Origin of the sequence: Roseovarius sp. (assembly GCF_018066915.1) — a bacterium.
In the GTDB taxonomy this organism is placed as follows: Bacteria; Pseudomonadota; Alphaproteobacteria; order Rhodobacterales; family Rhodobacteraceae; genus Roseovarius.
On sequence record NZ_JAGPVV010000261.1, the window covers coordinates 1 to 25,190 of the forward strand.

Annotated in this window: 23 protein-coding genes and 1 pseudogene; 12 read left to right on the top strand and 12 right to left on the bottom strand. The window is 61.7% G+C overall.

Features of this window, described 5'->3' with window-relative positions:
• From KBT70_RS14415 to KBT70_RS14445, 7 genes are all read right to left on the bottom strand, one after another.
• Positions 1-1,477: aldehyde dehydrogenase (locus KBT70_RS14415; RefSeq protein ID WP_296635091.1), on the bottom strand; the 1,477-nt coding region annotated here is incomplete at its 3' end.
• On the bottom strand, positions 1,474-2,409 hold the full coding sequence (locus KBT70_RS14420) for a dihydrodipicolinate synthase family protein (protein ID WP_296635092.1): 936 nt from the start codon (positions 2,407-2,409) through the stop codon (positions 1,474-1,476). The genes KBT70_RS14420 and KBT70_RS14415, both read right to left, overlap by 4 nt.
• On the bottom strand, positions 2,406-3,128 hold the full coding sequence (locus tag KBT70_RS14425) for a GntR family transcriptional regulator (protein ID WP_296635093.1): 723 nt from the start codon (positions 3,126-3,128) through the stop codon (positions 2,406-2,408). Before KBT70_RS14425 ends, KBT70_RS14420 begins: the two co-directional genes overlap by 4 nt.
• 290 nt (positions 3,129-3,418) lie before the next feature.
• Positions 3,419-3,790, bottom strand: a complete 372-nt coding sequence (locus KBT70_RS14430; protein ID WP_296635094.1) for a helix-hairpin-helix domain-containing protein — start codon at positions 3,788-3,790, stop codon at positions 3,419-3,421.
• A 91-nt stretch (positions 3,791-3,881) separates the two neighbouring features.
• Positions 3,882-4,148, bottom strand: a complete 267-nt coding sequence (locus KBT70_RS14435) for a hypothetical protein (RefSeq protein ID WP_296635096.1) — start codon at positions 4,146-4,148, stop codon at positions 3,882-3,884.
• 140 nt (positions 4,149-4,288) lie between these two features.
• Complete coding sequence (gene carB / locus KBT70_RS14440; protein ID WP_296635099.1) at positions 4,289-7,588, bottom strand: carbamoyl-phosphate synthase large subunit; 3,300 nt, start codon at positions 7,586-7,588, stop codon at positions 4,289-4,291.
• A 109-nt stretch (positions 7,589-7,697) separates the two neighbouring features.
• Complete coding sequence (locus tag KBT70_RS14445) at positions 7,698-8,219, bottom strand: hypothetical protein (RefSeq protein ID WP_296635102.1); 522 nt, start codon at positions 8,217-8,219, stop codon at positions 7,698-7,700.
• A gap of 161 nt (positions 8,220-8,380) precedes the next feature.
• Here KBT70_RS14445 and KBT70_RS14450 point away from each other — a divergent pair, with 161 nt between their 5' ends.
• Positions 8,381-9,505, top strand: a complete 1,125-nt coding sequence (locus KBT70_RS14450; RefSeq protein ID WP_296635104.1) for an aminodeoxychorismate synthase component I — start codon at positions 8,381-8,383, stop codon at positions 9,503-9,505.
• 6 nt (positions 9,506-9,511) lie between these two features.
• Here the strand turns inward: KBT70_RS14450 and KBT70_RS14455 are convergent, their stop codons facing one another.
• The gene (locus tag KBT70_RS14455; RefSeq protein WP_296635107.1) at positions 9,512-10,738 is read right to left on the bottom strand and encodes a cyclopropane-fatty-acyl-phospholipid synthase family protein; all 1,227 of its coding nucleotides are present in this window, start codon (positions 10,736-10,738) and stop codon (positions 9,512-9,514) included.
• Positions 10,739-10,974: 236 nt separating this feature from the next.
• On the opposite strand from KBT70_RS14455, the gene aspS reads away from it, so the two are divergent.
• Together aspS and KBT70_RS14465 are read left to right on the top strand one after the other, a co-directional pair.
• Positions 10,975-12,756: an aspartate--tRNA ligase gene (gene aspS, locus KBT70_RS14460; protein ID WP_296635109.1), complete on the top strand. Its 1,782-nt coding sequence runs from the start codon at positions 10,975-10,977 to the stop codon at positions 12,754-12,756.
• 68 nt (positions 12,757-12,824) lie between these two features.
• Positions 12,825-13,541: a GNAT family protein gene (locus tag KBT70_RS14465; RefSeq protein WP_296635115.1), complete on the top strand. Its 717-nt coding sequence runs from the start codon at positions 12,825-12,827 to the stop codon at positions 13,539-13,541.
• A gap of 12 nt (positions 13,542-13,553) precedes the next feature.
• Here the strand turns inward: KBT70_RS14465 and thrS are convergent, their stop codons facing one another.
• Positions 13,554-15,500 (bottom strand): threonine--tRNA ligase, encoded by a 1,947-nt coding sequence (gene thrS, locus KBT70_RS14470; protein WP_296635116.1) that lies wholly within the window; start codon positions 15,498-15,500, stop codon positions 13,554-13,556.
• Between the two features lie 250 nt (positions 15,501-15,750).
• Here thrS and KBT70_RS14475 point away from each other — a divergent pair, with 250 nt between their 5' ends.
• The 3 genes from KBT70_RS14475 to KBT70_RS14485 all read left to right on the top strand — a co-directional run bounded on the left by KBT70_RS14475 (position 15,751) and on the right by KBT70_RS14485 (position 17,637).
• A complete protein-coding gene (locus KBT70_RS14475) occupies positions 15,751-15,975 on the top strand; it encodes a hypothetical protein (protein WP_296635119.1) in 225 nt (74 codons plus the stop codon).
• Positions 15,976-16,081: 106 nt separating this feature from the next.
• On the top strand, positions 16,082-16,825 hold the full coding sequence (locus KBT70_RS14480; protein ID WP_296635122.1) for an alpha/beta hydrolase: 744 nt from the start codon (positions 16,082-16,084) through the stop codon (positions 16,823-16,825).
• 83 nt (positions 16,826-16,908) lie between these two features.
• Positions 16,909-17,637: an alpha/beta fold hydrolase gene (locus KBT70_RS14485; RefSeq protein ID WP_296635126.1), complete on the top strand. Its 729-nt coding sequence runs from the start codon at positions 16,909-16,911 to the stop codon at positions 17,635-17,637.
• Between the two features lie 36 nt (positions 17,638-17,673).
• Here KBT70_RS14485 and phaZ read toward each other — a convergent pair whose 3' ends face one another.
• Positions 17,674-18,948, bottom strand: coding sequence for a polyhydroxyalkanoate depolymerase (phaZ, locus tag KBT70_RS14490; protein ID WP_296635131.1), 1,275 nt, complete (start codon positions 18,946-18,948; stop codon positions 17,674-17,676).
• Between the two features lie 108 nt (positions 18,949-19,056).
• On the opposite strand from phaZ, the gene phaC reads away from it, so the two are divergent.
• From phaC to KBT70_RS14510, 4 genes are all read left to right on the top strand, one after another.
• A complete protein-coding gene (gene phaC, locus KBT70_RS14495) occupies positions 19,057-20,859 on the top strand; it encodes a class I poly(R)-hydroxyalkanoic acid synthase (protein WP_296635133.1) in 1,803 nt (600 codons plus the stop codon).
• 140 nt (positions 20,860-20,999) lie between these two features.
• Positions 21,000-21,449, top strand: a complete 450-nt coding sequence (locus KBT70_RS14500; RefSeq protein ID WP_296635136.1) for a phasin, PhaP — start codon at positions 21,000-21,002, stop codon at positions 21,447-21,449.
• A 138-nt stretch (positions 21,450-21,587) separates the two neighbouring features.
• Positions 21,588-22,145: a polyhydroxyalkanoate synthesis repressor PhaR gene (gene phaR, locus KBT70_RS14505; protein ID WP_296635140.1), complete on the top strand. Its 558-nt coding sequence runs from the start codon at positions 21,588-21,590 to the stop codon at positions 22,143-22,145.
• A gap of 6 nt (positions 22,146-22,151) precedes the next feature.
• A complete protein-coding gene (locus KBT70_RS14510) occupies positions 22,152-23,117 on the top strand; it encodes a LysR family transcriptional regulator (protein WP_296635144.1) in 966 nt (321 codons plus the stop codon).
• On the opposite strand, the gene KBT70_RS14515 is transcribed toward KBT70_RS14510, so the two are convergent.
• Positions 23,103-23,570, bottom strand: a complete 468-nt coding sequence (locus tag KBT70_RS14515) for a nucleoside deaminase (protein ID WP_296635148.1) — start codon at positions 23,568-23,570, stop codon at positions 23,103-23,105. The genes KBT70_RS14510 and KBT70_RS14515 overlap by 15 nt on opposite strands.
• Before the next feature lie 62 nt (positions 23,571-23,632).
• Between KBT70_RS14515 and KBT70_RS14520 the strand changes: the two genes are divergently transcribed.
• Positions 23,633-24,439, top strand: coding sequence for a pseudouridine synthase (locus tag KBT70_RS14520; protein WP_296635152.1), 807 nt, complete (start codon positions 23,633-23,635; stop codon positions 24,437-24,439).
• 110 nt (positions 24,440-24,549) lie between these two features.
• Complete coding sequence (locus KBT70_RS14525; protein WP_296635158.1) at positions 24,550-24,786, top strand: DUF465 domain-containing protein; 237 nt, start codon at positions 24,550-24,552, stop codon at positions 24,784-24,786.
• A gap of 65 nt (positions 24,787-24,851) precedes the next feature.
• Here KBT70_RS14525 and KBT70_RS14530 read toward each other — a convergent pair.
• Positions 24,852-25,190: pseudogene (locus KBT70_RS14530) on the bottom strand (methionine--tRNA ligase); the annotation flags it as partial.

Consider the following 25,190-nt stretch of genomic DNA (forward strand, 5'->3'; position numbering starts at 1 on the left):
CATCGTCGCTGAGGTCCACCCAGATCGTCTTGATCTGTGTGTATTGGTCATGTGCGTGGATGCCGTTGTCGCGCCCGCCAAAGCCGCTGGCCTTGAACCCGCCGAACGGGGTCGAAATGTCGCCCTCGCCAAAGCTGTTGACCGTGACCGTGCCCGCCCGGATCGCCCGTGCGCCCCGGATCGCGCGTTTGATGTTGGCGGTAAAGATCGAGGCGGCAAGGCCGTATTCGGTGTCATTTGCGAGAGCAATCGCTGCGTCGAAACTGTCCACGGTGAGAACGGACAGGACCGGGCCAAAGATCTCCTCACGCGCCTGTGGCGCATCTGGGGCCACCTCAAGAATGGTCGGTTCGACAAAGCCGTCCTTCGCCCCGCCGCCCATCACCACCTTTGGCCCCTTGCCGAGATAGGAACAAACCTTGTCGTAATGCGCGCGCGAGACCAGCGCGCCCACTCGGTTGACGGGGTCAAGCGGATCGCCCACGGGCCATTCGCGGGCATGCGCCTTGATCCGCTCCAAGAGCGCGTCCTTGACACCTTTCTGAACGATCAGGCGCGAGGAAGCCGAGCAATTCTCACCCATGTTCCAAAACGCGCCGTTGACGATATGCGCCGCCACCCGGTCAAGGTTCTCGGCATCGTCGAGCACGACGGCGGGGTTCTTGCCGCCCATTTCCAGCGTCACTTCCTTGAGGTTGCTCTCTGCCGCGTAACGCAGGAACCGCCGTCCCGTCTCGGTCGAGCCGGTAAAGCTGATGGCGTCTACGTCCATGTGGCGGCCCAAAGGCTCACCGACATGCGGCCCCGAACCCGGCAACACGTTGAACACACCCGCAGGCACGCCCGCCTCCATCGCCAGTTCTGCCACGCGCAGGGCTGTGAGCGATGTTTCCTCGGCCGGTTTCACGATCACCGAACAGCCCGCCGCGAGGGCGGGGCCGATCTTCCACGCCAGCATCAGGAGGGGGAAATTCCATGGCAGCACGAGGCCCACCACACCCACCGGTTCGCGCAGAATCATGGCGATGTGATTGTCCGAGGCGGGGGCCACCTGATCGTAGATCTTGTCGATCAACTCGGCATGCCATGTCAGGCAATGGATCGTATCGGGCAGGTCCACGGTTTCGCAATCGTAGATCGTCTTGCCGCTGTCCAAGCTCTCCATCACCGCCAGTTCGCGCGCGTTGCGCTTGATGAGCTTGGCCAGACGGATCAAGACCGCCTTGCGCGCGCCGGGATGCAGCCGCGACCAGCGCCCGTCCTCAAAGGCATCGCGGGCCTTGGCAACGGCGAAATCCACGTCGCTGGCATCGCAGGCGGCAATCTCGGCCAGAACCTCTCCCGTGGCGGGATTGACGCTGGAAAAGGTCTTGCCAGAAGCGGCGGGACGAAAGCTGCCGTCGACAAAGGCCTGTGTCGGCAGCGAGAGATCCGCCGCGATGGCCTTGTATTCCTCGGTTGTCAAAAGATCGCTCATTGTGCTGCCTCCGCCTGATGCCCGGTCTCGATTTCGGCCTCGATCGCGGCCACAGTGCGCTTGAGCACACGCACCACCTGTTCCAACTGCCGCTTGTCGTCCTTGTTGAGGGGCCTGAGCGGCGGGCGCGGCGGGCCGGCATATTGCCCCATCATCTCGCAGCCATGCTTGACGCATTGGATGAACTTGCCGCCCTGTTCGAGCACGCGCATCAGCGGCATCATCGCCGACATGATCCGTCGCCCCTTGTCGAAATCGCCCTCGACCGCGCAGGCGCGCCAGAGCGCGATGTGCTCGGCTGGCAGGAAATTTGACCCCGCGCAGACCCAAGAGCGCGCACCCCAAGCAAAGAATTCGAGCGCCTGATCATCCATCCCGCAAGACATCTGGATATGCGGATAATCCCGCGCCAAGAGGTGCACCCGATTGATGTCGTCCGAACTTTCTTTGATGGCGCAGAAATTGCGGCTGCGGCCCACCCGGTCAAGAAACTCCTCGCCCATGGTGATGCCCATGCGACCGGGGTAGTTGTAGAGCATGATCGGCAGATCGGCGGCACGGTCGATGGCCAGCGCGTTCAATGCGTTCTCGCGCTCGGTCGGCACGGCGTAGGGGGGCGAGCCCACCAGCAGCGCGGCCGCCCCGATGCGGGCGGCATGTTCGGCCATGGAGATGGAATCGGGCAGGCGGATCGCCACGGTGCCGACGATCAGCGGCAGGCGATCCCCGATCACCTCCCTGACGAAACTGGCCATTTCAAGCCGCTCTTCCAAGCTCTGCGCGTAGTATTCGCCCGTCGAGCCGCCGTTGATGAGACCATGAACGCCTGCGGCGATCAGATACTCGATCTGAGCGGCAAGGGCGTCGCGGTCGATGCTGCCATCCTCGCGATGAGGTGTGATGACAGGCGTGTAGATGCCGTCGAATTTCATGGTGTTCCTTTCTTGCCCGTATCGCCCGGTGCGCGGCCAAGCGGGATCTGCATCCCGGCGGGGGTTGCGAAAGTTTCGATCTCTGCGCGCGACAGGTCCCAATGATCCAGCGCGAGTTGCGCTGCGCCATCCGCGTCGCCCTGCTCAATCAGTGCGATGAACTGGTCATGTTGATCCGCCGCGATAGTGCGCTGCGCCGCCAATGACTGATTGCGGGGGTTGTAAAAGGACATGCCGATCCGCGTGTGGTCGATCAACAGGCGGCGCAGGCTGGGGGTGAGAAATTCGTTGTCGGCCATCTCGCCGATGATCGCGTGAAAGCGCTGGTTCATCAGCGCACGCTCGGCGGTATCAGCGTCGCAGATCGCCTTGCGAAAGAGGGTCTGTGCATCCTTGAGGCGCATGATCTGCGCCGGGGTCGCATGCTCGGCGGCCAGACGCGACACCGCCGCATAAAGCATTGGCGCGGCCATGAAGAAATTGCGCAGGGTCTTGTGCGTCATGGGGGCCACCTGCGCGCCACGGTTTTTGTGCAGGACAAGATAGCCTTCGCCCGAGAGCTGGTTGAGCACCTCGCGCAGCGGCGGGCGAGAGATGCCATAGGTCTCCGCCAACTCCGCCTCGTCCAGATACCCCCCCGGCTCATACTCCTGTGTCAGGATGCGCCGCCGCATATCCTCGACACAACGTGCCTTGCGGCTGATTGATCCGTCGCTCACGGCAAACCCTCCGAGCTGAAGCGTCTCCGCGATGTGCGGACGATGGCGGTTTGTAGTATAATAAAATACATATTGTCTACAATAAAGAATGAGCACGGCGAGCCATGGTTCCAATCGTGCCGTCAGGCAGCATGAAGCAGGTTTGACCCCGCACATGGCAGGGGGCATTCTGATCGGGAATGTGAGAGTTTTTGGAGGAAGCTGAACGCAGTCACCGATAGTGTGCGGTCAGGCAAATTGACGCGGAAGATTGCATTTTGCAACCTGCCGCGTCTTGCGCAAAGTCGGTCTTATTTCTTTTTCTTGCTTTTCTTAGACTTCTTGTCAGAGCCGGATTTATCCGCCTTCTTCTCTTTCTTGGTCTTTTTGTCCTTCTTGCTCTTCTTGCCGCCGTCCTTCTTGGACTTCGATTTGTCCTTGGAGGGTTTGCTGTCTTCGGGCTTTTCCGAACTGACCGGGACTGACTTGGGTGCATCTGGGCTGGCGATAACCATTTTGGCCACGGCGATGAACCGCTCGGCGCGCGCCTCGGAAATGCCGCGCACCTTGGTCAGGGTCGCCACATCGGCCTTGCTCAGGTCTTGGGCGCTCGTGATGCCGATTTCGGCGAGGCCAAGAGCAATGGCGGGGCCGACGCCGGGAATGTCGTGAAGGTCTGACATGGTCTTCGTCCTGTGAGGTTGTGAGTTGATGTTGAATGAAATGAGTAATGTGGGGTGTCGAGATGTGGCGCGTGTTGGTATCAGGGGAGAATCATTTTCGCTTTTTGCCGCGCTTGGATTTACGCTTTTGAGGCTGGGGATCAGGGCTGTCTCTGATGATGCCCTCTACCTCTGAGACCTGCGGCTCTTGTGCCGTATGCGCCGCGACAAAGCCACGAATAAAGGCGCGGATCTCACGCGCGGCACTCGTATCCAGAGCCTTGCAAAGGGCTACGAAATCATCCCGATCCTTGCCGTTGATCCGCAGGATGAGCTGACTATCCTTGTGCTCTTTCTGTTTGCGCGATCCGTCTGGCATGGGCCGTGCTCCTCCACAGGGCACAGAATATCACTTTGCCTATGCAATGTATATACATTGCATAGGCGCTACTGGCAGGGAAACAAAAAAACGGCGCACCCATGGCGCGCCGCTCTGACCTACCTACATGGTCTTGCCGGTCAGGCCGTGCTGCCCTGCAACGGCATCACTGTCAATTCCCCCTCCTGCCGGGCCTTGATAGCAAGGGCAGCAGCGTGCGATCCGGCCATGGTCGTGTAATAGGGGATCTTGTCATAGAGCGCGACTGAGCGGATTTCGCGACTGTCCTCGACCGCCTGCGTGCCTTCGGTCGTGTTCATCACCAGCGCGATTTGCCCGTCCTTGAGCAGGTCCACAATGTTTGGGCGTCCCTCATAGACCTTGTTCACGATTTCGCAGGCAATGCCCGCCTCGGACAAAAACGCCGCCGTGCCGCGCGTGGCGATGATCTCGAACCCGAGATCGACCAGCACTTGTGCCGCCTCGATCATCTGCGGTTGTTTGTCCATATCCTTGATGGAGATGAACACGCGCCCGCTCTCGGGCAGGTCCACCCCTGCGCCCATCTGCGCCTTGAGGAACGCACGCGGGAAGGACACATCCCAGCCCATCACCTCGCCGGTCGAGCGCATTTCGGGGCCAAGGATCGTGTCAACGCCGGGGAAGCGGGCAAAGGGCAGCACCGCCTCCTTGACCGAGAACCACGGCATGTTGGGATCGGCCAGTGTCATCTGATCGGCCATCGGCAGGGTGCCGGGCTTGGTATCCTTGGGGTAAGGGCCACGGAACGGAAAGGCATCGAGCGTTTCGCCCGCCATCAGGCGCGCGGCGATCGAGGCAATCGCGCTGTCGGTTGCCTTGGCCACAAAGGGCACGGTGCGGCTGGCGCGGGGGTTTACCTCGATCAGGTAAATGTCGTCGCCCTTGACCGCGAATTGCACGTTCATCAGACCCACGACATTGAGCGCGAGCGCCAGAGCCTCGGTCTGTTTCTTGATCTCGGCGATGGTTGCGTCGCTCAGGGAATAGGGCGGCAGCGAACAGGCAGAATCGCCGGAATGCACGCCTGCCTCTTCGATATGCTGCATGATGCCCGCCACATGCACACGAGTGCCATCGCAGAGCGCGTCCACGTCACATTCGATGGCGCCCGAAAGGTAGCTGTCGAGCAACACAGGGCTATCGCCCGAGACCACGACCGCCTCGTTGATATACCGCTCGAGATGCGCCATGTCGCGCACGATCTCCATCGCGCGCCCACCCAGCACATAGGAGGGGCGGATCACCAGCGGAAAGCCGATGTCCTCGGCAATCGCAAGCGCCTGCGCCCCGGTACTTGCAATGCCATTATGCGGCTGCTTGAGGCCCAGCTTGGTCACGAGCGCCTGAAACCGCTCGCGGTCTTCGGCCAGATCAATCGCGTCGGGTGTGGTGCCCAGGATCGGAATCCCCTCCGCCTCGAGCGCGCGGGCGAGTTTGAGCGGCGTTTGCCCGCCAAACTGCACGATGACCCCATGCAAGGTGCCGTTCTCCAACTCCTTGGTCAGGATTTCCATCACATGCTCAAAGGTCAGCGGCTCGAAGTAAAGACGGTCCGAGGTGTCATAGTCGGTCGAAACCGTCTCGGGGTTGCAGTTGATCATGATGGTTTCATAGCCCGCCTTGGACAGGGCGAAACAGGCATGGCAACAGCAATAGTCAAACTCGATCCCTTGGCCGATCCGGTTCGGGCCGCCGCCCAGAATGACGACCTTTTTGGCGTTTGACGGACGCGCCTCGCATTCGACCTCGCCCATCATCGGGACTTCGTAGGTGGAATACATATAGGGCGTCTGTGCCTCGAACTCGGCGGCGCAGGTGTCGATCCGCTTGAACACGGCGCGCACACCCAGATTGACGCGGGCGCGGCGCACCTGACCTTCGTCGCGGCCCGTCAACTTGGCTAGACGGGCATCGGTAAAGCCCAGCATCTTGAGCTGTCGCAGGCCATTTTCAGTGAGCGGCAGACCGTCGCGGCGGATGCGCTCTTCGGCGTCCACGATTTCGCGGATACGGGCAATGAACCACGGATCAAACGCGGTTGCGGCGTTGATCTCTTGGTCGCTGAGGCCGTGGCGCATGGCCTGCGCGATGGTGCGCATCCGGTCCGGCGTGGCGACTGACAGCGCGCGGATCACGGCGGCCTTGTCGGGGGCACCCTCGATCTCGACCTCGTCAAAGCCGGTGAGGCCCGTTTCCATCGACGCCAACGCCTTTTGCAGGCTCTCGTGGATGGTGCGGCCAATCGCCATTGCCTCGCCCACCGATTTCATCGCGGTGGTCAGGTGCGGCTTGGCACCGGGGAATTTCTCAAACGCAAAGCGCGGGATTTTGGTCACGACATAGTCGATGGTCGGCTCGAAAGACGCAGGCGTTACCTTGGTGATGTCATTGTCCAACTCGTCGAGCGTATAGCCCACCGCCAGTTTGGCCGCGATCTTGGCGATGGGAAAGCCTGTGGCCTTGGAGGCAAGCGCCGAAGAGCGCGACACGCGCGGGTTCATCTCGATCACCACCATGCGCCCGTCTTCGGGGTTCACAGCCCATTGCACGTTGGAACCGCCGGTTTCCACCCCGATTTCACGCAGAACGGCGATGCTGCCGTTGCGCATGATCTGGTATTCCTTGTCGGTAAGCGTGAGCGCCGGTGCCACGGTGATCGAATCGCCCGTATGCACGCCCATCGGATCGACGTTTTCGATGGAGCAGACGATGATCGCATTGTCCGCCTTGTCGCGGACCACCTCCATCTCGAATTCCTTCCAGCCCAGCAGGCTTTCGTCGATCAGGATCTGGCTGACGGGAGAGGCATCAAGGCCGGTTTTGCAGAAATGGATGTAATCGTCGCGGTTATAGGCCACGCCGCCGCCGGTGCCGCCAAGAGTAAAGGCCGGGCGGATGATTGCGGGCAGGCCCACGTAATCAATCGCTGCCATACATTCATCCATGTTGTTGGCAATCGTGGCTTTGGGATTTTCGATCCCCAGTCGATCCATCGCCTCGCGGAAGAGTTTGCGGTCTTCGGCCATTTCAATGGCTTGCCGGTTGGCACCGATCAGTTCCACGCCGAATTTCTCCAGCACGCCCATATCCGCCACGGCAAGGGCGGTGTTCAGGCCGGTTTGTCCGCCCATCGTGGGCAAGAGCGCGTCAGGGCGTTCCTTTTCGATGATCCGGGCCACGACCTCGGGGGTGATCGGCTCGATATACGTGGCGTCGGCCAATTCCGGGTCGGTCATGATCGTGGCGGGGTTCGAGTTGACGAGGATCACCCGATACCCTTCTTCGCGCAGCGCCTTGCAGGCCTGAGCACCAGAATAGTCGAATTCGCAGGCCTGTCCGATGATGATTGGCCCCGCTCCGATGATCATGATGGATGAAATATCGGTTCTTTTCGGCATATCGGTCCCCGGGCAGCTGGAAGGGCAGGGGGGGGCTGGCCCACCTGCGCAAATTGGTGGGGTTATAGCCATCACAGGCCGGGGTGCAAGGGGCAAACCCGTGCCGCGCTCAGGAGGTTTCCGGCAACTCGGACGCATCCTCGAGAATGACCCGGTCAAGCGCGCCCATGCCGCTGCCGTCACGTTGCGGGTAGAGGATCAGACGGTCGATTATTTGCCCGGCGAGGGCACCCGCATGATGGGTTGTGAACGCATCATGCGACCCGCGCGCGACAAACCGATCCCGCGCCACCAGCATCTCGCCCAGATACCCCTCGACCACCACCTGTGGCGCGCCGGTTTCCGTCTGCCAATCCAGCGAAACAAAGACAAAGGGCGCATCGCGCAGGATCGCCACCGCGCCGCGCGTGTTCATCGCGCTCTCGATCTCATTCGGGCCATCGCTGCCATTGCCGGATTTGGTGGGCGATGAAATCATCATGTCACGGGTGACAACGCGGTAGCCATCTTCGGGCATTTCGATGGGGGCGGGCCCTTCGCCCGGTCCTTCGAACCCGATAGAGACCTGCCCCGCTTCTGCGGCCGAGGCCATCAGCCAGAGACAGGCCAAGCCACCGATCCACCGCTGCATGCCCGCTGCCCCTCTTACAAAACCCTTGTACCAGCGTTTCCCGAGCTTGACGCGCTGTCAAGCGTGCATCCGACCGCAAAACCGGCTCAAACCGACGCATTTAAGGGTGTGCTTTGGCCGTCGCGGGCCTAAATACATTCCACTTGGCTAGAGGATGCACCGTGCAGATTCGTTTCGATCATGGTCCTGATGAGGAAGCCAGCCTGTTCGCACAGGCCGAGCGCCTGATTGTGGCCCATACACCCGAAGACGTGCCCGCTGCGCTCGCGGCGCTCGATCAGGCGCGGGGCGAGGGGTATTGGCTGGCAGGTTTTGCAAGCTACGAATTGGGTCACGCGCTCGAGCCACGTCTGGCACCTTACATGCCCGCGCGCCGCCGCTTGCCGCTTTTGCAATTCGGGACCTATGCCGCACCCGGCCCTGCCGCGCCGCTCAAGGCGGGTCCGGCCGCGCTTGGTGATCTCGTGCCGGATTGGGATCAGGCGCGCTATGCGCGGGCGTTTGAAGCCGTGCATGACTATATCTGCGCGGGCGACATCTATCAGGCCAACCTCACCTTTCCGCTCCGCATGACCGCCCAAGGCACGCCTCAGGCGCTCTATGCCGCACTCTGCGCCATCCAGCCCGTGCGCCATGGTGCGTTGATCGAGGCGGCGGGCCTGCCTGCGATCCTCTCGCGCTCGCCCGAGTTGTTCTTTCGCACCCATGCCGATGGGCGGATCGAAACCCGGCCCATGAAGGGCACGCAGCCTCGCAGCGCGGATGCGGCAGAGGATGCGCGCCGCCGTTTCTTTCTGCAATCGGATGCCAAGAACCGAGCCGAGAACCTGATGATCGTGGATCTGTTGCGCAATGACATCAGCCGCGTGAGCGTGCCGGGCTCTGTGCGTGTCCCTGAACTTTTCTCGGTCGAAACCTACGAAACCCTGCATCAGATGACCTCGCTCATCACCGCCGATCTGATGCCCGGCATGGGCCTGTCGGATATTCTGCGCGCGCTCTTTCCCTGTGGGTCGATCACCGGGGCACCCAAGCTGCGGGCGATGCAGATTTTGGCCGAGTTGGAACAGCACGCCCGCGACATTTATTGCGGGGCCATCGGCTGGGCGGCACCGGATGGGCGGGCCGAGTTCAACGTGGCCATTCGCACGATCATGGTCGAGGAGGGGCGCGCCACCCTCAACGTAGGCGGCGGCGTGGTCTATGACAGCACCGCGGCGGGCGAATACGAAGAGGCGCTCTGGAAAGCGCGCTTTGCCCGTGCGCTTGCCCCTGTTCCGGCCTGATCCGGCTTATTCCGCAGCGTGGCGCAGGGCCGCAGTCTCTCCGCAATAGAGATAATCGCGGGTAAGCGGCACGGCATCCTGTTTCGGCGTCAACTGGAACTGGAACACCACCTGATTGTTGAGCCGAAAGGTGAGTTCGCTCGCAATCAGATAATAGCGCCACATGCGGCAAAAGCGGTCATCATAGAGCGCGCGCACGCGGTCAATATTGGCCTCGAACCGCTCGCGCCAATGGCGCAGGGTTTCCGCGTAATGCAGGCGCCAGACCTCGACATCGGTTGTGACCAGCTTGTGCCGCTCCACCGCCGCCATCGTCTCGGACATGGCGGGGCAATAACCGCCCGGAAAAATATACTTGGTGATCCAGGGGCTTGTCGCGCCCGGCGGCCCCGCGCGCCCGATGGTGTGAATGAGTGCAATGCCATCCGGGGCCAGCAGCCGCTCGACCGTCGCGAAATAGGCGTCGTAATGCGGCACGCCGACATGCTCGAACATGCCCACCGACACGATGCGGTCAAACTGTCCCTTCACATCGCGGTAGTCCATCAGGTGAAACCGCGCCTTGTCCGCCAGCCCCGCCTGTTGCGCGCGCTGATTGGCAAGCGCATGTTGTTCCTGCGAGAGCGTGACACCCGTCACCTGTGCACCGAAATCCCGCGCCAAGGTCAGCCCCATGCCGCCCCAACCACAGCCGATATCGAGCACGCGCATCCCCGGCTCGATCAAGAGCTTGGCCGCGATATGCGCCTTCTTGGCGGCCTGCGCCTCTTCCAGCGTCATGTCGGGGCGGGCGAAATAGGCGCAGGAATATTGCCGGTCGGCATCGAGGAAGAGATCGTAAAGCTCGCCCGAGAGGTCATAGTGATGCGCCACATTGGCACGAGAGCGCGCCGCCGGGTTGAACTGATCCAGACGCCGCTTGAACCAGCGGAGCGCCTCCAGCGGGCGGCGAAACCACGGCTGCCCTTGCGCGCCGATGTTGCGCATGGCGAGGCTGAGAAAGCCAGTGAGGTCATCGCCCTCGATGGTCAGCGTGCCATCCATATAGCCCTCGCCCGCCGCCATGTCAGGCGAGAGCACGATGCGGCGGGGCAGGGTCGGGTCGTGCAGTGTGACCGCCACGCAGTCGCCCCCCGTGCCATAGGTCCGCGTGATCCCGTCGGGATAGGTCACGCGCAAACATCCGCTTTTGAAGAAATGGGTCAACAACCCATCCAGAGCCTTGGTCCACATGTCACACCCCATGTCCGCGCGCCCAACCGGCGCATTTCAACGGTGTACCAAACCGGTCCTATTTCCCGTGTTCCCCGGGTCTGCCTGCTCGTGTGGCAGGTATTTTTGCGCAGATTGCCCTTTGTGTAAACGGTTTTGCGGTGCGCATCGCCCCACGCCCTTGACTTTGCCGCCCCGCCAAGGTGTATCGGCCCGAACCCAAGACCAAAGCCCAGAGCCGGGACCGGAGAGCCAACATGCACGCATATCGCAGCCATTCCTGCGCAGACCTGACCAAATCGGACGTAGGCGCCGATGTCCGCCTTGCCGGATGGGTGCACCGTATCCGCGATCATGGCGGGGTTCTCTTTCTCGACCTGCGCGATCACTATGGCGTGACGCAGCTCATCTGTGACCCCGACAGCCCGGTTTTTGCCCAAGTGGAGAAGCTGCGCAGCGAATATTGTATCCGAATCGATGGTGTGGTGAAGGCGCGCGACGCAGGGCTGATCAACCCCAAGATCCCGACCGGCGAGATCGAGGTGTTCATCCGCGACGTGGAAATTCTGGGCTCTGCCGCCGAATTGCCGCTTCAGGTCTTTGGCGATCAGGAATACCCCGAGGAAACGCGCCTGCGCTATCGCTATCTCGACCTGCGCCGCGAGGCGATGCAGCGCAACATGACCCTGCGTTCGGATGTGGTGGCGGGGATGCGCCGCCGCATGTGGGATCAGGGGTTCCGCGAGTTTCAGACGCCGATCATCACCGCCTCGAGCCCCGAGGGCGCGCGCGACTTTCTGGTGCCAAGCCGTTTGCATCCGGGCAAGTTCTACGCCCTGCCGCAGGCACCGCAGCAATTCAAACAGTTGATCATGGTTTCGGGGTTCGACAAGTATTTCCAGATTGCCCCCTGTTTCCGCGATGAAGATCCGCGCGCCGACCGCTCGCCCACGGATTTCTATCAGCTTGACATGGAAATGAGCTTTGTCACCCAAGCGGATGTGTTCAACACCATCGCGCCGGTGATCGCAGGTGTGTTCCAAGAGTTTGGTGGCGGCAAGTCGGTGGACGCGCCCGAGGCTTGGCCGCAGATTTCCTATGCGGATTCAGCCCTTTGGTATGGAACCGACAAGCCCGACCTGCGCAACCCGATCAAAATGCAGGACGTGTCCGAGCATTTCCGCGGCTCAGGCTTTGCCATTTTCGCCAAGCTCTTGGAGCAGGACGGCACCGAGGTCCGCGCCATTCCCGCCCCCACGGGCGGCAGCCGCAAGTTCTGCGACCGCATGAACGCCTTTGCCCAGAAAGAGGGCCTGCCGGGGATGGGGTATATCTTTTGGCGGGAGGCCGATGGCGTGATGGAGGCCGCAGGCCCCCTCGCCAAGAACATCGGCCCCGAGCGCACCGAGGCCATTCGCCAACAGCTTGGTCTGAACGTGGGCGATGCCGCGTTCTTCCTTGGTGGCAAGCCTGCGGCCTTCGAGCGGGTCGCGGGCAAGGCGCGAACGGTCATTGGCGACGAGTTGGGGCTGACCGATCAGAACCGCTATGCCTTTGCCTGGATTGTCGATTTCCCGATGTATGAGGCCGATGAGACCACCGGCAAGATCGACTTTTCGCACAACCCCTTCTCGATGCCGCAGGGCGGGATTGAGGCGCTGTCTGGTGATCCGCTCAAGGTTTTGGGCTATCAGTATGACCTTGCCTGCAACGGCTATGAGCTGGTGTCGGGCGCGATCCGTAATCACAAACTTGATATTATGATCAAGGCGTTTGAGCTGGCTGGTTATGGCGAAGACGAAGTTCGCAAGCGCTTTGGCGGCATGGTCAACGCCTTTCAATACGGCGCGCCTCCGCATGGTGGCTGTGCGGCGGGGATCGACCGGATCGTGATGCTTTTGGCGGGCACGTCGAACATCCGCGAGGTCATCATGTTCCCGATGAACCAGCGGGCAGAGGATCTGATGATGAACGCGCCGTCGGACCCGACGAGCGATCAGTTGATGGAGCTTGGGCTGCGGGTCATCCCGCAGGACTAGGTGGGGCTTTCCCTTGGCGCGATATTGAGGCAATGTCGCGTCAAGTTATTTGTGCAAGGCCCGAAAAAATGACGCAAAATCGGCCAGTTGGGCCAAAGCTGCTGAACTGGACACCGCCACCGGCTCCGGATGGCGCGCCGCTCGTGGGGCGTTATGCGCGGCTTGAGCGGATGGATGCAGACCGGCATGCGGCGGATTTGCACCGCGCGTTTTCGGCGGATGATGCGATTTGGGATTACCTGCCCTATGGGCCGTTCTCGTCTTCGGCGCAGTTGCACCGGTGGGCGAGAGAGATGGCGGCGGGGAATGATCCGCTTTTCTATGCCATTACCGACCTCGACACAGGGCATGTGGGGGGTGTTGCCAGCTATTTGCGGATCACGCCGCAATCGGGTTCAATCGAGGTGGGGCATATCAATTTTGCCCCGTCCCTGCAGCGCACGCGTGCCGCGACAGAGGCGATTTTCCTTTTGATTCAATGGGCTTTTCAGGCGGGCTATCGCCGGTTCGAGTGGAAATGCGACGCGCTCAACATGCCGTCGCGACGGGCGGCGCAGCGGTTGGGGCTGAGTTATGAGGGGATTTTCCGGCAGGCGACGGTCGTCAAGGGGCGCAATCGCGACACGGCTTGGTTTGCCGCGATTGACGCCGAATGGCCCGCGCTGAAAGAGGCGTTTTCATTCTGGCTGGACCCTGCGAATTTCGACACGGAGGGCCGCCAACGCGAGAGCCTTGGCAGCCTTACGCGGCTTGTGCGGGTCGCCTCTGATCCCGCACAGCGCTAAATTTCCCTGTAATTACAACAGGTCCGGCGGTGTTGCCTCGCGCGCCAGTTCTGCTGCGACCTGATCCAGTGGCACGATGCGGCTGTCCTTTTCGCCCAAGCGACGCAGCGACACGGTGCCATCCTCGACCTCGCGCGGGCCGCAGGCCAGGATCACCGGAACCTTGGCCAGAGAATGCTCGCGGACCTTGTAATTGATCTTTTCGTTGCGGGTGTCGGCCTCGGCGCGGATGTTAAGGTCTGTAAGGTTTCGGGCGACTTTTGTAACGTAGTCGTCCGCCTCGGACACGATGGAGGCGACCACCACCTGACGGGGGGCCAGCCAGAAGGGCAGGCGACCTGCGTGTTCCTCGATCAGGATGCCGATGAAACGCTCGAAGCTGCCAAGAACCGCGCGGTGCAGCATCACGGGGCGGTGTTTGGCCCCATCGGTGCCAATGTAATTTGCATCCAGACGCTCGGGCAGGACGAAATCCACCTGATGCGTGCCGCATTGCCATTTGCGCCCGATGGCGTCGGTCAGGGTGAATTCCAGCTTGGGGCCGTAAAAAGCCCCTTCGCCGGGGTTAACCTTGGGTTCGATGCCTGCGGCGCGGGTGGCGGACAGGAGGGCGGCCTCGGCCTTGTCCCAAACCTCGTCTGACCCGGCGCGGACATCGGGGCGGGTGGAGAACAGAACCTCGAAATTCGGAAAACCCAGATCGGTGTAAATGCCCGACAAGAACGCGATGAACCGCGCGGTTTCCGATTCGATCTGATCCTCGGTGCAGAAGATATGCGCGTCATCCTGTGTAAAGCCGCGCACGCGCATGATGCCATGCAGCGCGCCCGAGGGTTCATAGCGGTTGCACGACCCAAACTCGGCCATGCGCAGCGGCAGGTCGCGATAGGATTTGAGGCCCTGATTGAAAATCTGCACATGGCAGGGGCAGTTCATCGGCTTGAGCGCGTTCACAGCCTTTTCGCGAGCGTGATCCTCGTCCACTTCGACGATGAACATATTCTCCTGATATTTCTCCCAATGGCCGGATTTTTCCCACAGCTTGCGGTCGACCACTTGGGGTGTGTTCACCTCGACATAGCCGCCGCGACGTTGCTGGCGGCGCATGTAATCCTGCAGCGTGGTGTAGACGGTCCAGCCGTTCGGGTGCCAAAAGACCTGACCGGGGGCCTCTTCCTGCATGTGGAAAAGGTCCATTTCGCGACCCAATTTGCGGTGGTCGCGACGGTCGGCCTCTTCAAGAAAGGTGAGGTAATCCTTGAGCGCGTCGCGGTTTTGGAACGCGACACCGTAGATGCGTTGCAGCATGGGCCGCGTGCTGTCGCCGCGCCAGTAGGCACCTGCCACGCTCATCAGCTTAAAGGCATCAGCGGGCACTTGCCCCGTGTTCTGCAGATGCGGACCCCGGCAGAGATCCTGCCAGTGCCCATGCCAATACATGCGCAGGGGCTCGGTGCCGGGAATGGCCTCGATCAGCTCGATCTTGTAGGGCTCTCCGGTGTCGCGGTAATGCTGGATCGCGCGATCGCGGTCCCAGATTTCGGTGCGCACGGGATCACGCAGGTTGATGATCTCTTTCATCTTTTTCTCGATGAGGCCGAGATCCTCGGGCGTGAAGGGGGCGGCGCGGTCGAAATCGTAATACCAGCCATTCGCGATGACCGGGCCGATCGTGACCTTAACATCGGGCCAGATTTCCTGAACAGCGCGGGCCATGATATGCGCAAGGTCGTGGCGGATGAGTTCGAGCGCGGGCGCGTCATCCTTGATCGTGTTGATGCTGATGGCCGCGTCGCGGTCGATGGGCCATTGCAGGTCCCAATGCGCGCCATCCACATGGGCGGAAATCGCACGTTTGGCCAGCGACGGCGAAATGCTTGCGGCCACCTCGGCGGGGGTTACGCCCGCGCTATACTCGCGCGCATTGCCATCGGGAAAGGTGAGGGAAATCTGGGCCATTTGCTTGGCTCCTCGTCGGTTTGGCGCCCACGGAACGCCCGGTTGCGGGTTTGGTATGGGTGACATGCCCGTTCAGGCGCGCAAGGTCAATAGGAGCGCGTTTTGACACTGAATTTTGCATGCAAAAGCATACGTTTCCCCTTTTGTCGCAGTGCAGAAAAAACCTATGGACATGTCGGATATGAGTCCCTAAATGCCGTATATCGGACACGCAAGATTCTTGCGTGCGCAACCAAGCGAGGACCGGAAAATGGCGAAGTTTAATTCGAATTTTGAGTTGTCGGTCGCGGATATGGATCTGATCGAGAGCGCCTTGCTCAAGACCAAGGCGGATCTGTCGGTGCAGCCGGACCGGACGTCGGACGGACTGGGCGGCAAGGACGAGACCCTGCGCCAGATCCATGATCTGTTGGGGCGGCTCCACAATCAAAAAGTGTTCTACCGGCCGCGCCGTGGGGCCTATATCGGCGGCTGAGCGCGCAAGACTGGCCCCGGCGCTCTGACGCCGGGCCGGGCAAATCCGGTTTGAACCTCCGTGCCGCAGCGTGCATGATTGCGCCTGTGCGGACAGGGAGGATGCGATGTCGGACCCACACTATTTCGAGGGGCCAGAGGGCCGCAGACTTGCCTATCACCGCAGCGATGGGGCTGGTCCCGGTGTGGTGTTCTTGGGCGGGTTCAAGTCGGACATGCAGGGCACCAAGGCGCTGTGGCTCGAGGACTGGGCCCGCGCGCGCGGGCGGGCATTCCTGCGGTTTGACTATTCCGGGCATGGGCAATCCGATGGTCTATTCGAGGCCGGGGCGATTGGAGATTGGGCGGCGGATGCGCGCGCCGTCATTGCAGGCCTGACGAAAGGGCCGCAGGTCTTGGTCGGCTCGTCGATGGGGGGCTGGATCGCGCTCTTGCTGGCGCGATTGATGCCGGAGCGGGTGGCGGGGCTGGTCACGATTGCCGCAGCGCCGGATTTCACCGAAGACAGCATGTGGGGCGGTTTTGACGCCGATCAGCGGCAGGCGTTGCTGGAGGAGGGGCAGGTCGCGCTGCCGTCAGACTATGGCGCGCCCTATGTGATCACGCGGCGGCTGATCGAGGAGGGGCGCAACAATCTGGTGTTGCGCAGCCCGCTCGATTTGCCCTTTCCGGTTCGATTTCTGCAAGGCACCTGCGACGCGGATGTGGATATGTCGGTAGCCTTGCGGCTTTTGGACCATGCCACGGGGCCGGATATGCGGCTGACGCTGGTCAAGGGGGCGGATCACCGATTCTCAAACCCGGAGTGTCTGGCGCTGATCGGCGCGGCGGTGGCAGAGGTGAGCGGGTGAGGCCCTTGCCGGGGGCGTGTATCTGGTGTCATGCTGTCCCGCGTGTGTTGCCATATGTGACGGGTCAGAGGCGGGGATGACGGATGAGCAGTGAACCGGTGGTGTTCTTGCCGGGTATGATGTGCGATGCGCGCCTCTTTGCGCCGCAGATGACCGCGCTGAGCCCCGATATGGCTGTGACCGTGGCCCCGGTCACCGGGGGCGACCGGATCGAGGAAATCGCCTCGGATCTGCTGGATGTGCTGCCGCGTCGCTTTGCCTTGGCGGGCCTGTCGATGGGCGGGATCGTGGCGATGGAAATCCTGCGTCGCGCTCCGGACCGGGTGACGCGACTGGCGCTGATGGATACCAATGCGCTGGCCGAGACGCCACAATCGGCCACGGCCTATGAGCCGTTCATCATCAAGCTGAGGACCGCGGCGGTGGCGGAGGCGGCGCAGATGCTGCTGCGGCCTGAATATCTGGCGTCCGGGCCCAAGCGATCCGAGGTGATGGCCGAGGTGGTGCGCATGGCCGAGGCGATTGGGCCGGAGGTGATCATCCGGCAGACCCGCGCGCTGCAACGGCGGCGCGATTATCAGGCGGTTTTGCGGCGGTGTCAGGTGCCGGTTCTGGTGCTCTGCGGGGAAGAGGACGGGCTGACGCCGGTCAAGCGGCATCGGTTCATGGCCGATCTCATCCCCTATGCCAATCTGGTGGTGGTGCCGGGCGCGGGGCATTTGCCGGTGCTGGAGCAGCCCGAGACCACGACAGCGGCGCTGCGGGGGTGGCTGCGGCAGCCGCTGGTGCTGCAACGGCGGGTGGACGCCTGAGCGGGTTGGCGGCGGGAGGACCCGCCGCCTGAGATTTCAGCCGGTTGCGCGGGCGTTCTTGTTCGCCGGTTTGGGGTCTTTGCGCGCGTTGGCGTCGATGAAATCGAGCACGAGGGGCCGGATATTGTTGCGCCACGAACGGCCGGCGAAGATGCCGTAATGCCCGGCCTCGGGTTCCAGATAGCTGGCCTTGAGGCTGTCGGGCAGGCCCGTGCAGAGGTCGAGCGCAGCAACACATTGGCCGGGGGCCGAGATGTCATCCTTGCCGCCTTCGACAGTCTTGACGGCGACACGGGTGATCTTGCCCAGATCGACCTTGTGCCCGTTCACGACAAAGCGGTTCTGCGCGATTTCCAGACCTTTGAAGATGCGTTCCACTGTCGAGAGGTAGAATTCGGCAGTCATGTCCATCACCGCGAGGTATTCATCGTAAAAGCGGTTGTGGGCGTCATTGTCTGAGGCTTCGCCGCCTGCGACACGCATGATCTGGTCCGAGAAGGCCGAGGAGTGGCGTTCGGCGTTCATCGACATGAAGGAGGCGAGTTGCAGCAGGCCCGGATAGACCTGACGGCCGACGCCCTTGTACTTGAACCCGACCCGCTGGATCATGGTCTCTTCGAGCTGGCCCATGGTGACGCGGCGGCCAAAGTCGGTCACGTCGGTCGGGGTTGCATCGGGGTTGATCGGCCCGCCGATCAGGGTCAGCGTGCTGGGCTGCGCGTCGGGGTCGAGTTCGGCGAGATAGGCGGTGGCGGCCAGTGTCAGCGGTGCGGGCTGGCAGACGGCGATCACGTTGATATCGGGGCCAAGCGCCTTCATGAAATCGACAAGATAGAGGGTGTAATCCTCGATATCGAATTTGCCGGCGGAAACGGGGATGTCGCGCGCATTATGCCAATCGGTGACATAGACCTCGCAATTGACGATCAGCGATTTGACGGTCGAGCGCAGGAGCGTGGCGTAATGGCCCGACATGGGCGCAACGAGCAAGATCTTGCGCGGCTGTTCCGGGCGGCCAGAGACATTGAAGTGAATGAGATCGCCAAAGGGGCGCGACACGACGGTCTCGATGTTGACGAGGTGATCGCGCCCGTCCTCATGGGTAAAGGTGCGGATGCCCCAATCGGGTTTGGATACCATGCGCTTGAAGCTGCGCTCGGTCACTTCGCCCCAAGCCGCCATCCATTGCAAAGCAGGGTTTGGCACCATACTGAACATCGGGTAGGATGCGAGAGAGAGGGCGGAGGCACCCAGCCATTGATTGGTATTTCGGAGGGATTCCATCAGGTCGTATGTGGCCATGTAGCGCATGTTCGTCTCCTGTTCGGGCGATTGACCCGGTTTACTCGTCACACGATCCCCTCCGATCAGTGTGACGCTATGCTGCATAGCAGAAAATGTTAAGGGGAAATATAAAAAATGGCAACGCAAGACGATGTCGCAGGGCAAAATCTGGAAAAACTCAACGAGAACCTTGCCAAGGTCGAGCAGTTGTCGCAGCGGTTGATCCAAGCGCTCGCGGCGCGTAACCCGGCCAATCCGACATTGAACGGCCCCAATCAGGAGCTTTTCGCCAAGGCAGCGAAATCCTATTGGGCCGAGGCCATCGAGAACCCCGGCAAGATCTATGAGCAGCAGTTGGAATACTGGGGCAAGTCGGTGCGGCATTTTCTGGAGGCGCAGCAGGTCATGCTGCGCGGAGAGCCGGTGGCTGAGGAGGACGCGCCCGATCCCTTGGCGGGTGACAAGCGGTTTGCCAACCCGCTGTGGAACACGCATCCCTATTTCCGCTATATCAAGCAGCAATACGCGCTGAACGCGCAGGCCATCGAAAACGCCGTGGGCGATGTCGAAGATCTGCCGCCCAAGGACAAGCGGCGGCTGGATTATTTCGCTCATCAGATCATCGACATGATGTCGCCCACGAATTTTTTGGGCACCAATCCCGATGCTCTGGAGCGGGCTGTGGCGACCGAGGGCGAGAGCCTGGTCAAGGGGTTGGAGAACCTTATCGCGGATCTCGAGGCCAACAATGGCGAGTTGGTGGTGCGGCTGGCGGATGACAAGGCGTTCAAGCTGGGTGAGAATATCGGCACCACGCAGGGCGAGGTGGTGTATCGCAACCGGATGATGGAGCTGATCCAGTACAGCCCCACGACCGAGCAGGTGCATGAAATTCCGGTCGTGATCTTTCCGCCCTGGATCAACAAGTTCTACATTCTCGATCTCAAGCCCGACAACAGCATGATCAAATGGGTGGTTGATCAGGGCTACACGCTCTTTGTCGTGAGTTGGGTCAATGCCGATGCCAGCCATGCCGAGGTCGGTATGGAGGATTACATCGAAGAGGGGTTCCTGACCGCGATTCGCGAGGCCAAGGGCATCACCGGCCAAAAAGAGGTGAACACGGTCGGCTATTGCATCGCGGGCACCACGCTGCACATGACGCTGGCGCTGATGGCCAAGCGGGGCGACAAATCGGTCAAATCCGCCACCTTCTTTACCGCGCTCACGGATTTTTCCGAGCAGGGGGAATTCACGCCTTTCCTTCAGGACGATTTCATTGATGGGATCGAGGAAGAGGTGACAGAGCAAGGGATATTACGGTCGTTCATCATGGGACGGACCATGTCATTCCTGCGGTCCCGCGATCTGATCTATCAGCCAGCCGTGCGCAGCTACATGATGGGCGAGGCGCCGCCTGCCTTTGACCTGCTCTATTGGAATGGCGACGGGGCCAACCTGCCCGGCAAAATGACGGTGCAGTATCTGCGCGGTCTGTGTCAGGGCAACCATTTCGTGACCGATGGTTTCGAGATTTGCGGCGAGCGGTTGCATATCCGGGACGTCAAGGTGCCGCTGATGTCGATCACCTGCGAGACCGACCATATCGCCGCCTGGAAAGACTGCTATCGCGGGTTCCAGCAGACGGGCTCCAAGGATCGGACCTTTATCGTCTCGGAATCTGGCCACATCGCGGGGATCGTCAATCCGCCTACGAAAAAGAAGTATGGGCATTATACCAATGCCGATCTGAGCGGCGATGCCGAGGCCTGGATGCAGGGGGCGGACTATACCGCAGGATCGTGGTGGCCACGCTGGGAATCGTGGCTGGCCAAACGGTCGGGCAAGATGATCGCGGCACGCGAGCCGGGAGATTCGGAGCATCCGGCGCTGGCCCCGGCCCCCGGCACCTATGTGCGTAAAAAGGCAACGCTCTGATCTGTTACGCTTTTTTCTTGTGCAATCGGAAAAATGCTGCACCGCAGAAAAAGACTTGAAATGCTGCGGTGCAGCATGTATATGTTGTTGCAGTTGCAGAACCGGCGGGATGTTCCGCCAAAGCCGAAAGGACCGAACCAATGGCAAAAGCACAAGATTTCACCGCGATGTTCAAGGACGTCATGGGCGCATTCCCGGTTGACACCAAGGCATTCGAAGATGCCTTCAAGAACCAGGCAACCCTGAGCGAGAAGCTCTCGGGCGTGGCTCTGACCGCAGCCGAGAAATCGGCCGAGATCTCGAACAAATGGACCAAAGACACCCTCGCCAAGCTGAGCGAAATGTCCAAAGCCAAAGCAGAGCCGGCTGATTACGCCAAGGCAATGACCGATTTCGCATCGGCCAATGCCGAAGTGGCCGCCGAGAACATGGCCGCCTTCGCCGAAGTTGCCAAGAAAGTTCAGATGGAAACCGTCGAACTGATGCTGGCCGCTGGCAAGACCATGCAGGAAGACGCCACCAAGGTTGTCAAGAAAGCCGCAGACGACGTGACCGCAGCGACCCAGAAGGCAACCGCAGCGGCCAAGTAAGGTTAGCAGCGCCATACCCTGATCCCCTCCCTTGAGGGGTATGGACTGCGAAGGGCGAGCCATGCGGCTCGCCCTTTCTTTTTGTAACGCTTGTGTCTAAGCTATGCTGCAGCGCTGCATTCTCCGGGAGGATACCCCTTGGCCGACTCCAAAAAACCGCTGCTGATCAAACGCTATGCCAGCCGGCGGCTGTATAATACCGAGACATCCGATTACGTGACCCTCGAGGATATCTCGGAATTCATCCGGGAGGGGCGCGAGGTGCAGATCATCGACCTGAAATCCGGGGATGATCTGACGCGGCAATACCTGCTCCAGATTATCGCGGAACATGAGAGCCGGGGCGAAAGCGTGCTGCCGATCAATGTTCTCAATGATCTGGTGCGCAGCTATACCACGCAGGCCACCAGCGTCGTGCCGGAATTTCTGGCCGCCAGTTTCGAGATGCTGCGCGATGGGCAATCCAAGATGCTGGAGAACATGACCAAGGCCAACCCCTTGGCCGCGATGCCCGGCATGGAGGCGATGCGCGCGCAGCAAGAGGCGTTCATGAAGGCGATGACCGGGCGGTTCACCGGCATGGCGGGCACGTCCCCCAAGGGCACCAAGGGTTCCGAGGCGGGGGATGAGGGGCTGGACGAGATCAAGAAACAGCTCGCCGAGTTGCAAGACAAGCTGTCGCGGCTGGGCAAATAAGCCGACATGGTCGAGAGCCCAGGGCGGATAACCCTGTGGGGGATCGAGGTGTTCATGGCGGCGGCTGATGAACGCTCGATTTCCGCAGCCGCGCGGCGGCTGGGGGCGAGCCCGTCGGCGGTGAGCCAGCAATTGACCAATCTCGAAGGGGCGGTGGGGGCCACGCTCTTGCAGCGCAATGCGCGGCCCATCCGCCTGACCCCTGCGGGCGAGATCATGCATCGGCGCGCGTTGGCCATCCTGAACGAGGCGGCGCAGGCACGCGCGGAGCTTGCAATGTCGCATCTCTCGACCCTGACGCGGTTTCGGCTGGGCATGATCGAGGATCTGGAGGCGGATGTGACGCCGCAGCTCTTGACCCATATGGCGGGCGAGTTGAAAGGCTGTCAGTTTCTGCTGGAGACGGGGGCGAGCCATCATCTCTATGATCAACTCGATGCCCGCGCGCTTGATGTGATCGTGGCGGCGGAACTGGGTGGCGAGGCGGATTGGGTCGAGGTGCATCCGGTGTTGCGCGAAGGCTTTGCCGTGGTCGCACCGCGCGGCGTGATCCGGCCCGAGCGCGACGTGTTGCGGCAGCTCAAGCGTCTGCCGCTCATCCAATATACGCAGCGGCATTACATGGGGCGGCTCATCTCGTCGCATCTGGCGCGGCAGAATCTGAGCATGCCGCACCGGTTCGAGTTGGATAGCTATCACTCCATATTGGCACTGGTGGGGCAGGGGGCGGGATGGTCGATCCTGACGCCGCTCGCGTTGATGCGGGCGCGACGCTTTGCCGATCAGATCGACGTGTTCGAATTGCCGATGGCACCGCTGACGCGCACGATCAGCGTGACGGCGCGAAAAGGGATATTGCAGGACATGCCCGCGACTCTGGCGGAGAAATTGAAACCCATTTTGCGCGATACGATTGTCACGCCGATTGTGGCGCGGCATCCTTTTCTGGCCGAAGGCCTATCGCTCTTCTGACGGGCTGCGGCGGTCGCGAAAGAAGGTCTTGAGCAGGATCTCGGCCTCGGTTGCGGCGATGCCGTCGTAAACCTCGGGGACATGATGGCATTGAGGATGGGTGAACACCCGCGCGCCCACGGCCACCCCGCCGGATTTGGGATCGGCGGCCCCATAATAGAGCCGGGCAATGCGCGCCGCCGCGATGGCACTGGCGCACATCGCGCAAGGCTCTAGCGTCACATAGAGATCATGGCCAGGCAACCGTTCGGAGCCAACCGCTGCGCAAGCCGCGCGAAGGACGAGGATTTCGGCATGGGCCGTTGGGTCGCTCAGTTCGCGGGTGCGGTTGCCTGCGCGCGCCACGATTACGCCCGACGGGGCAACGAGGACCGCGCCCACCGGCACCTCGCCGCGCTGGGCGGCGGCGCGGGCCTCATCGAGGGCGATGTCCATATGGCTGCGAAATGTCATGTCCTGCTTGTGCCGCGCGCAAGACGCTTTCGCAAGCTCTGCAATTGCGCTATGCGCGGCGCATGAACAGCAAAACCCCAGAGAAAACGCCCCCCGCGGGCGAGCGTATCGCCAAGGTCATCGCCCGCGCGGGCATCGCCAGCCGCCGCGAAGCCGAGCGCCTGATCGAAGAGGGGCGCGTCACCGTCAATGGGCAAAAGGTGCTGCGCGCCGCGCTCAATGTCACCCCCGCCGACAAGGTGGTGGTGAACGGGCGCGCGCTTGATGCGCCGGAACCGGCGCGGCTCTGGCTCTATCACAAGCCCACCGGCCTTGTGACCACGACGCGCGATGAACAGGGGCGCCGGACGATCTATGACGACCTGCCTGAGGATATGCCGCGGGTGATGAGCGTGGGGCGGCTTGACCTCAATTCCGAAGGCTTGCTGCTCTTGACCAACGATGGGGAGTTGAAGCGCAAGCTGGAACTGCCTTCGACCGGCTGGCTGCGGCGCTATCGGGTGCGGGTCAACGGGCGGCCCACCGAGGCCACGTTCGAGCCGTTGCGCAAAGGATTGGTGGTCGAGGGCGAGGCGTTTCAGCCGATGATCGTCAGCCTTGATCGCCAGCAGGGGGCCAATGCCTGGATCACGGTGGCGATCCGCGAGGGCAAGAATCGCGAAATCCGCCGCGCGATGGAAGCGGTGGGGTTGGTGGTGAACCGGCTGATCCGGCTGTCCTATGGCCCGTTCCAATTGGGCCAGTTGAAGCCCGGTGCCGTCGAGGAAATCCGCCCGCGCGTGTTGCGCGAGCAATTGGGCATGCCCGCAGAGCCCGAGCCAGAGCAGACCAAGCCCGCGCGCCCCAAGCCGCAGCGCAAGAGGCGGTAAGTTTTTGCTCAAGATGATTGCGAAAGTCGCCTTTGTTGATCCGGATCAAGGAGGGCGCGCGCCTTGATCCCTAGGGTTGGGGGCGAGCAATCAAGAAGGAGAGATGCGCCATGTCCAACACCCCCCATGAGTTGCCGGAAGAATTCCCGCAACTGGCCGACAAGATCAGCGAATTGAAGCAGGCAGATGCGCATTTTGCCAAGCTGGCGGAAGAGTATCACGCGCTGAACCGCGCCGTGCACCGGGCCGAAACGCTGGTCGAGCCGGTCGAGGAATTGACCGAAGTCGAGATGCGCAAGCAGCGCGCGGCGTTGAAGGACGAGATTTACCGGATGCTGACGGCCTGAGGCGGAACGTCAAGGAAATGGGCGCGCGGGGCGGGTGGACCGCCCTGCGCGTTTTGCTTTGTCGTTCAGGTCCTTATCCCCGAAAACCGGGTTTGCCAGTCTTCGCGGGCCTCGTCGGTGATCTTGGAAAAGAGCACCTCGGGGACAGTGAAGGCGTGGCCGGGGGCGAGCGCCTTGAGGGCTGTGGGCACATCATCGGGCCAGCTGTCACTCTCGGTTTGTATTGCCTCTAGCATCGCGGCGGCGGCGTCGGGGATGAAGGCGCTGCTGAGCACGGCGTAGAGGCGGATGAGGTTGAGCGCGAGGCGGGTCTGCATCGCGGCACGCTCGGGGTCGGTCTTGAAGGTGGACCAGGGGGCCGCCTCTTGCAGGTATTCGTTGCCCTCGACCCAGATGGCGCGCAG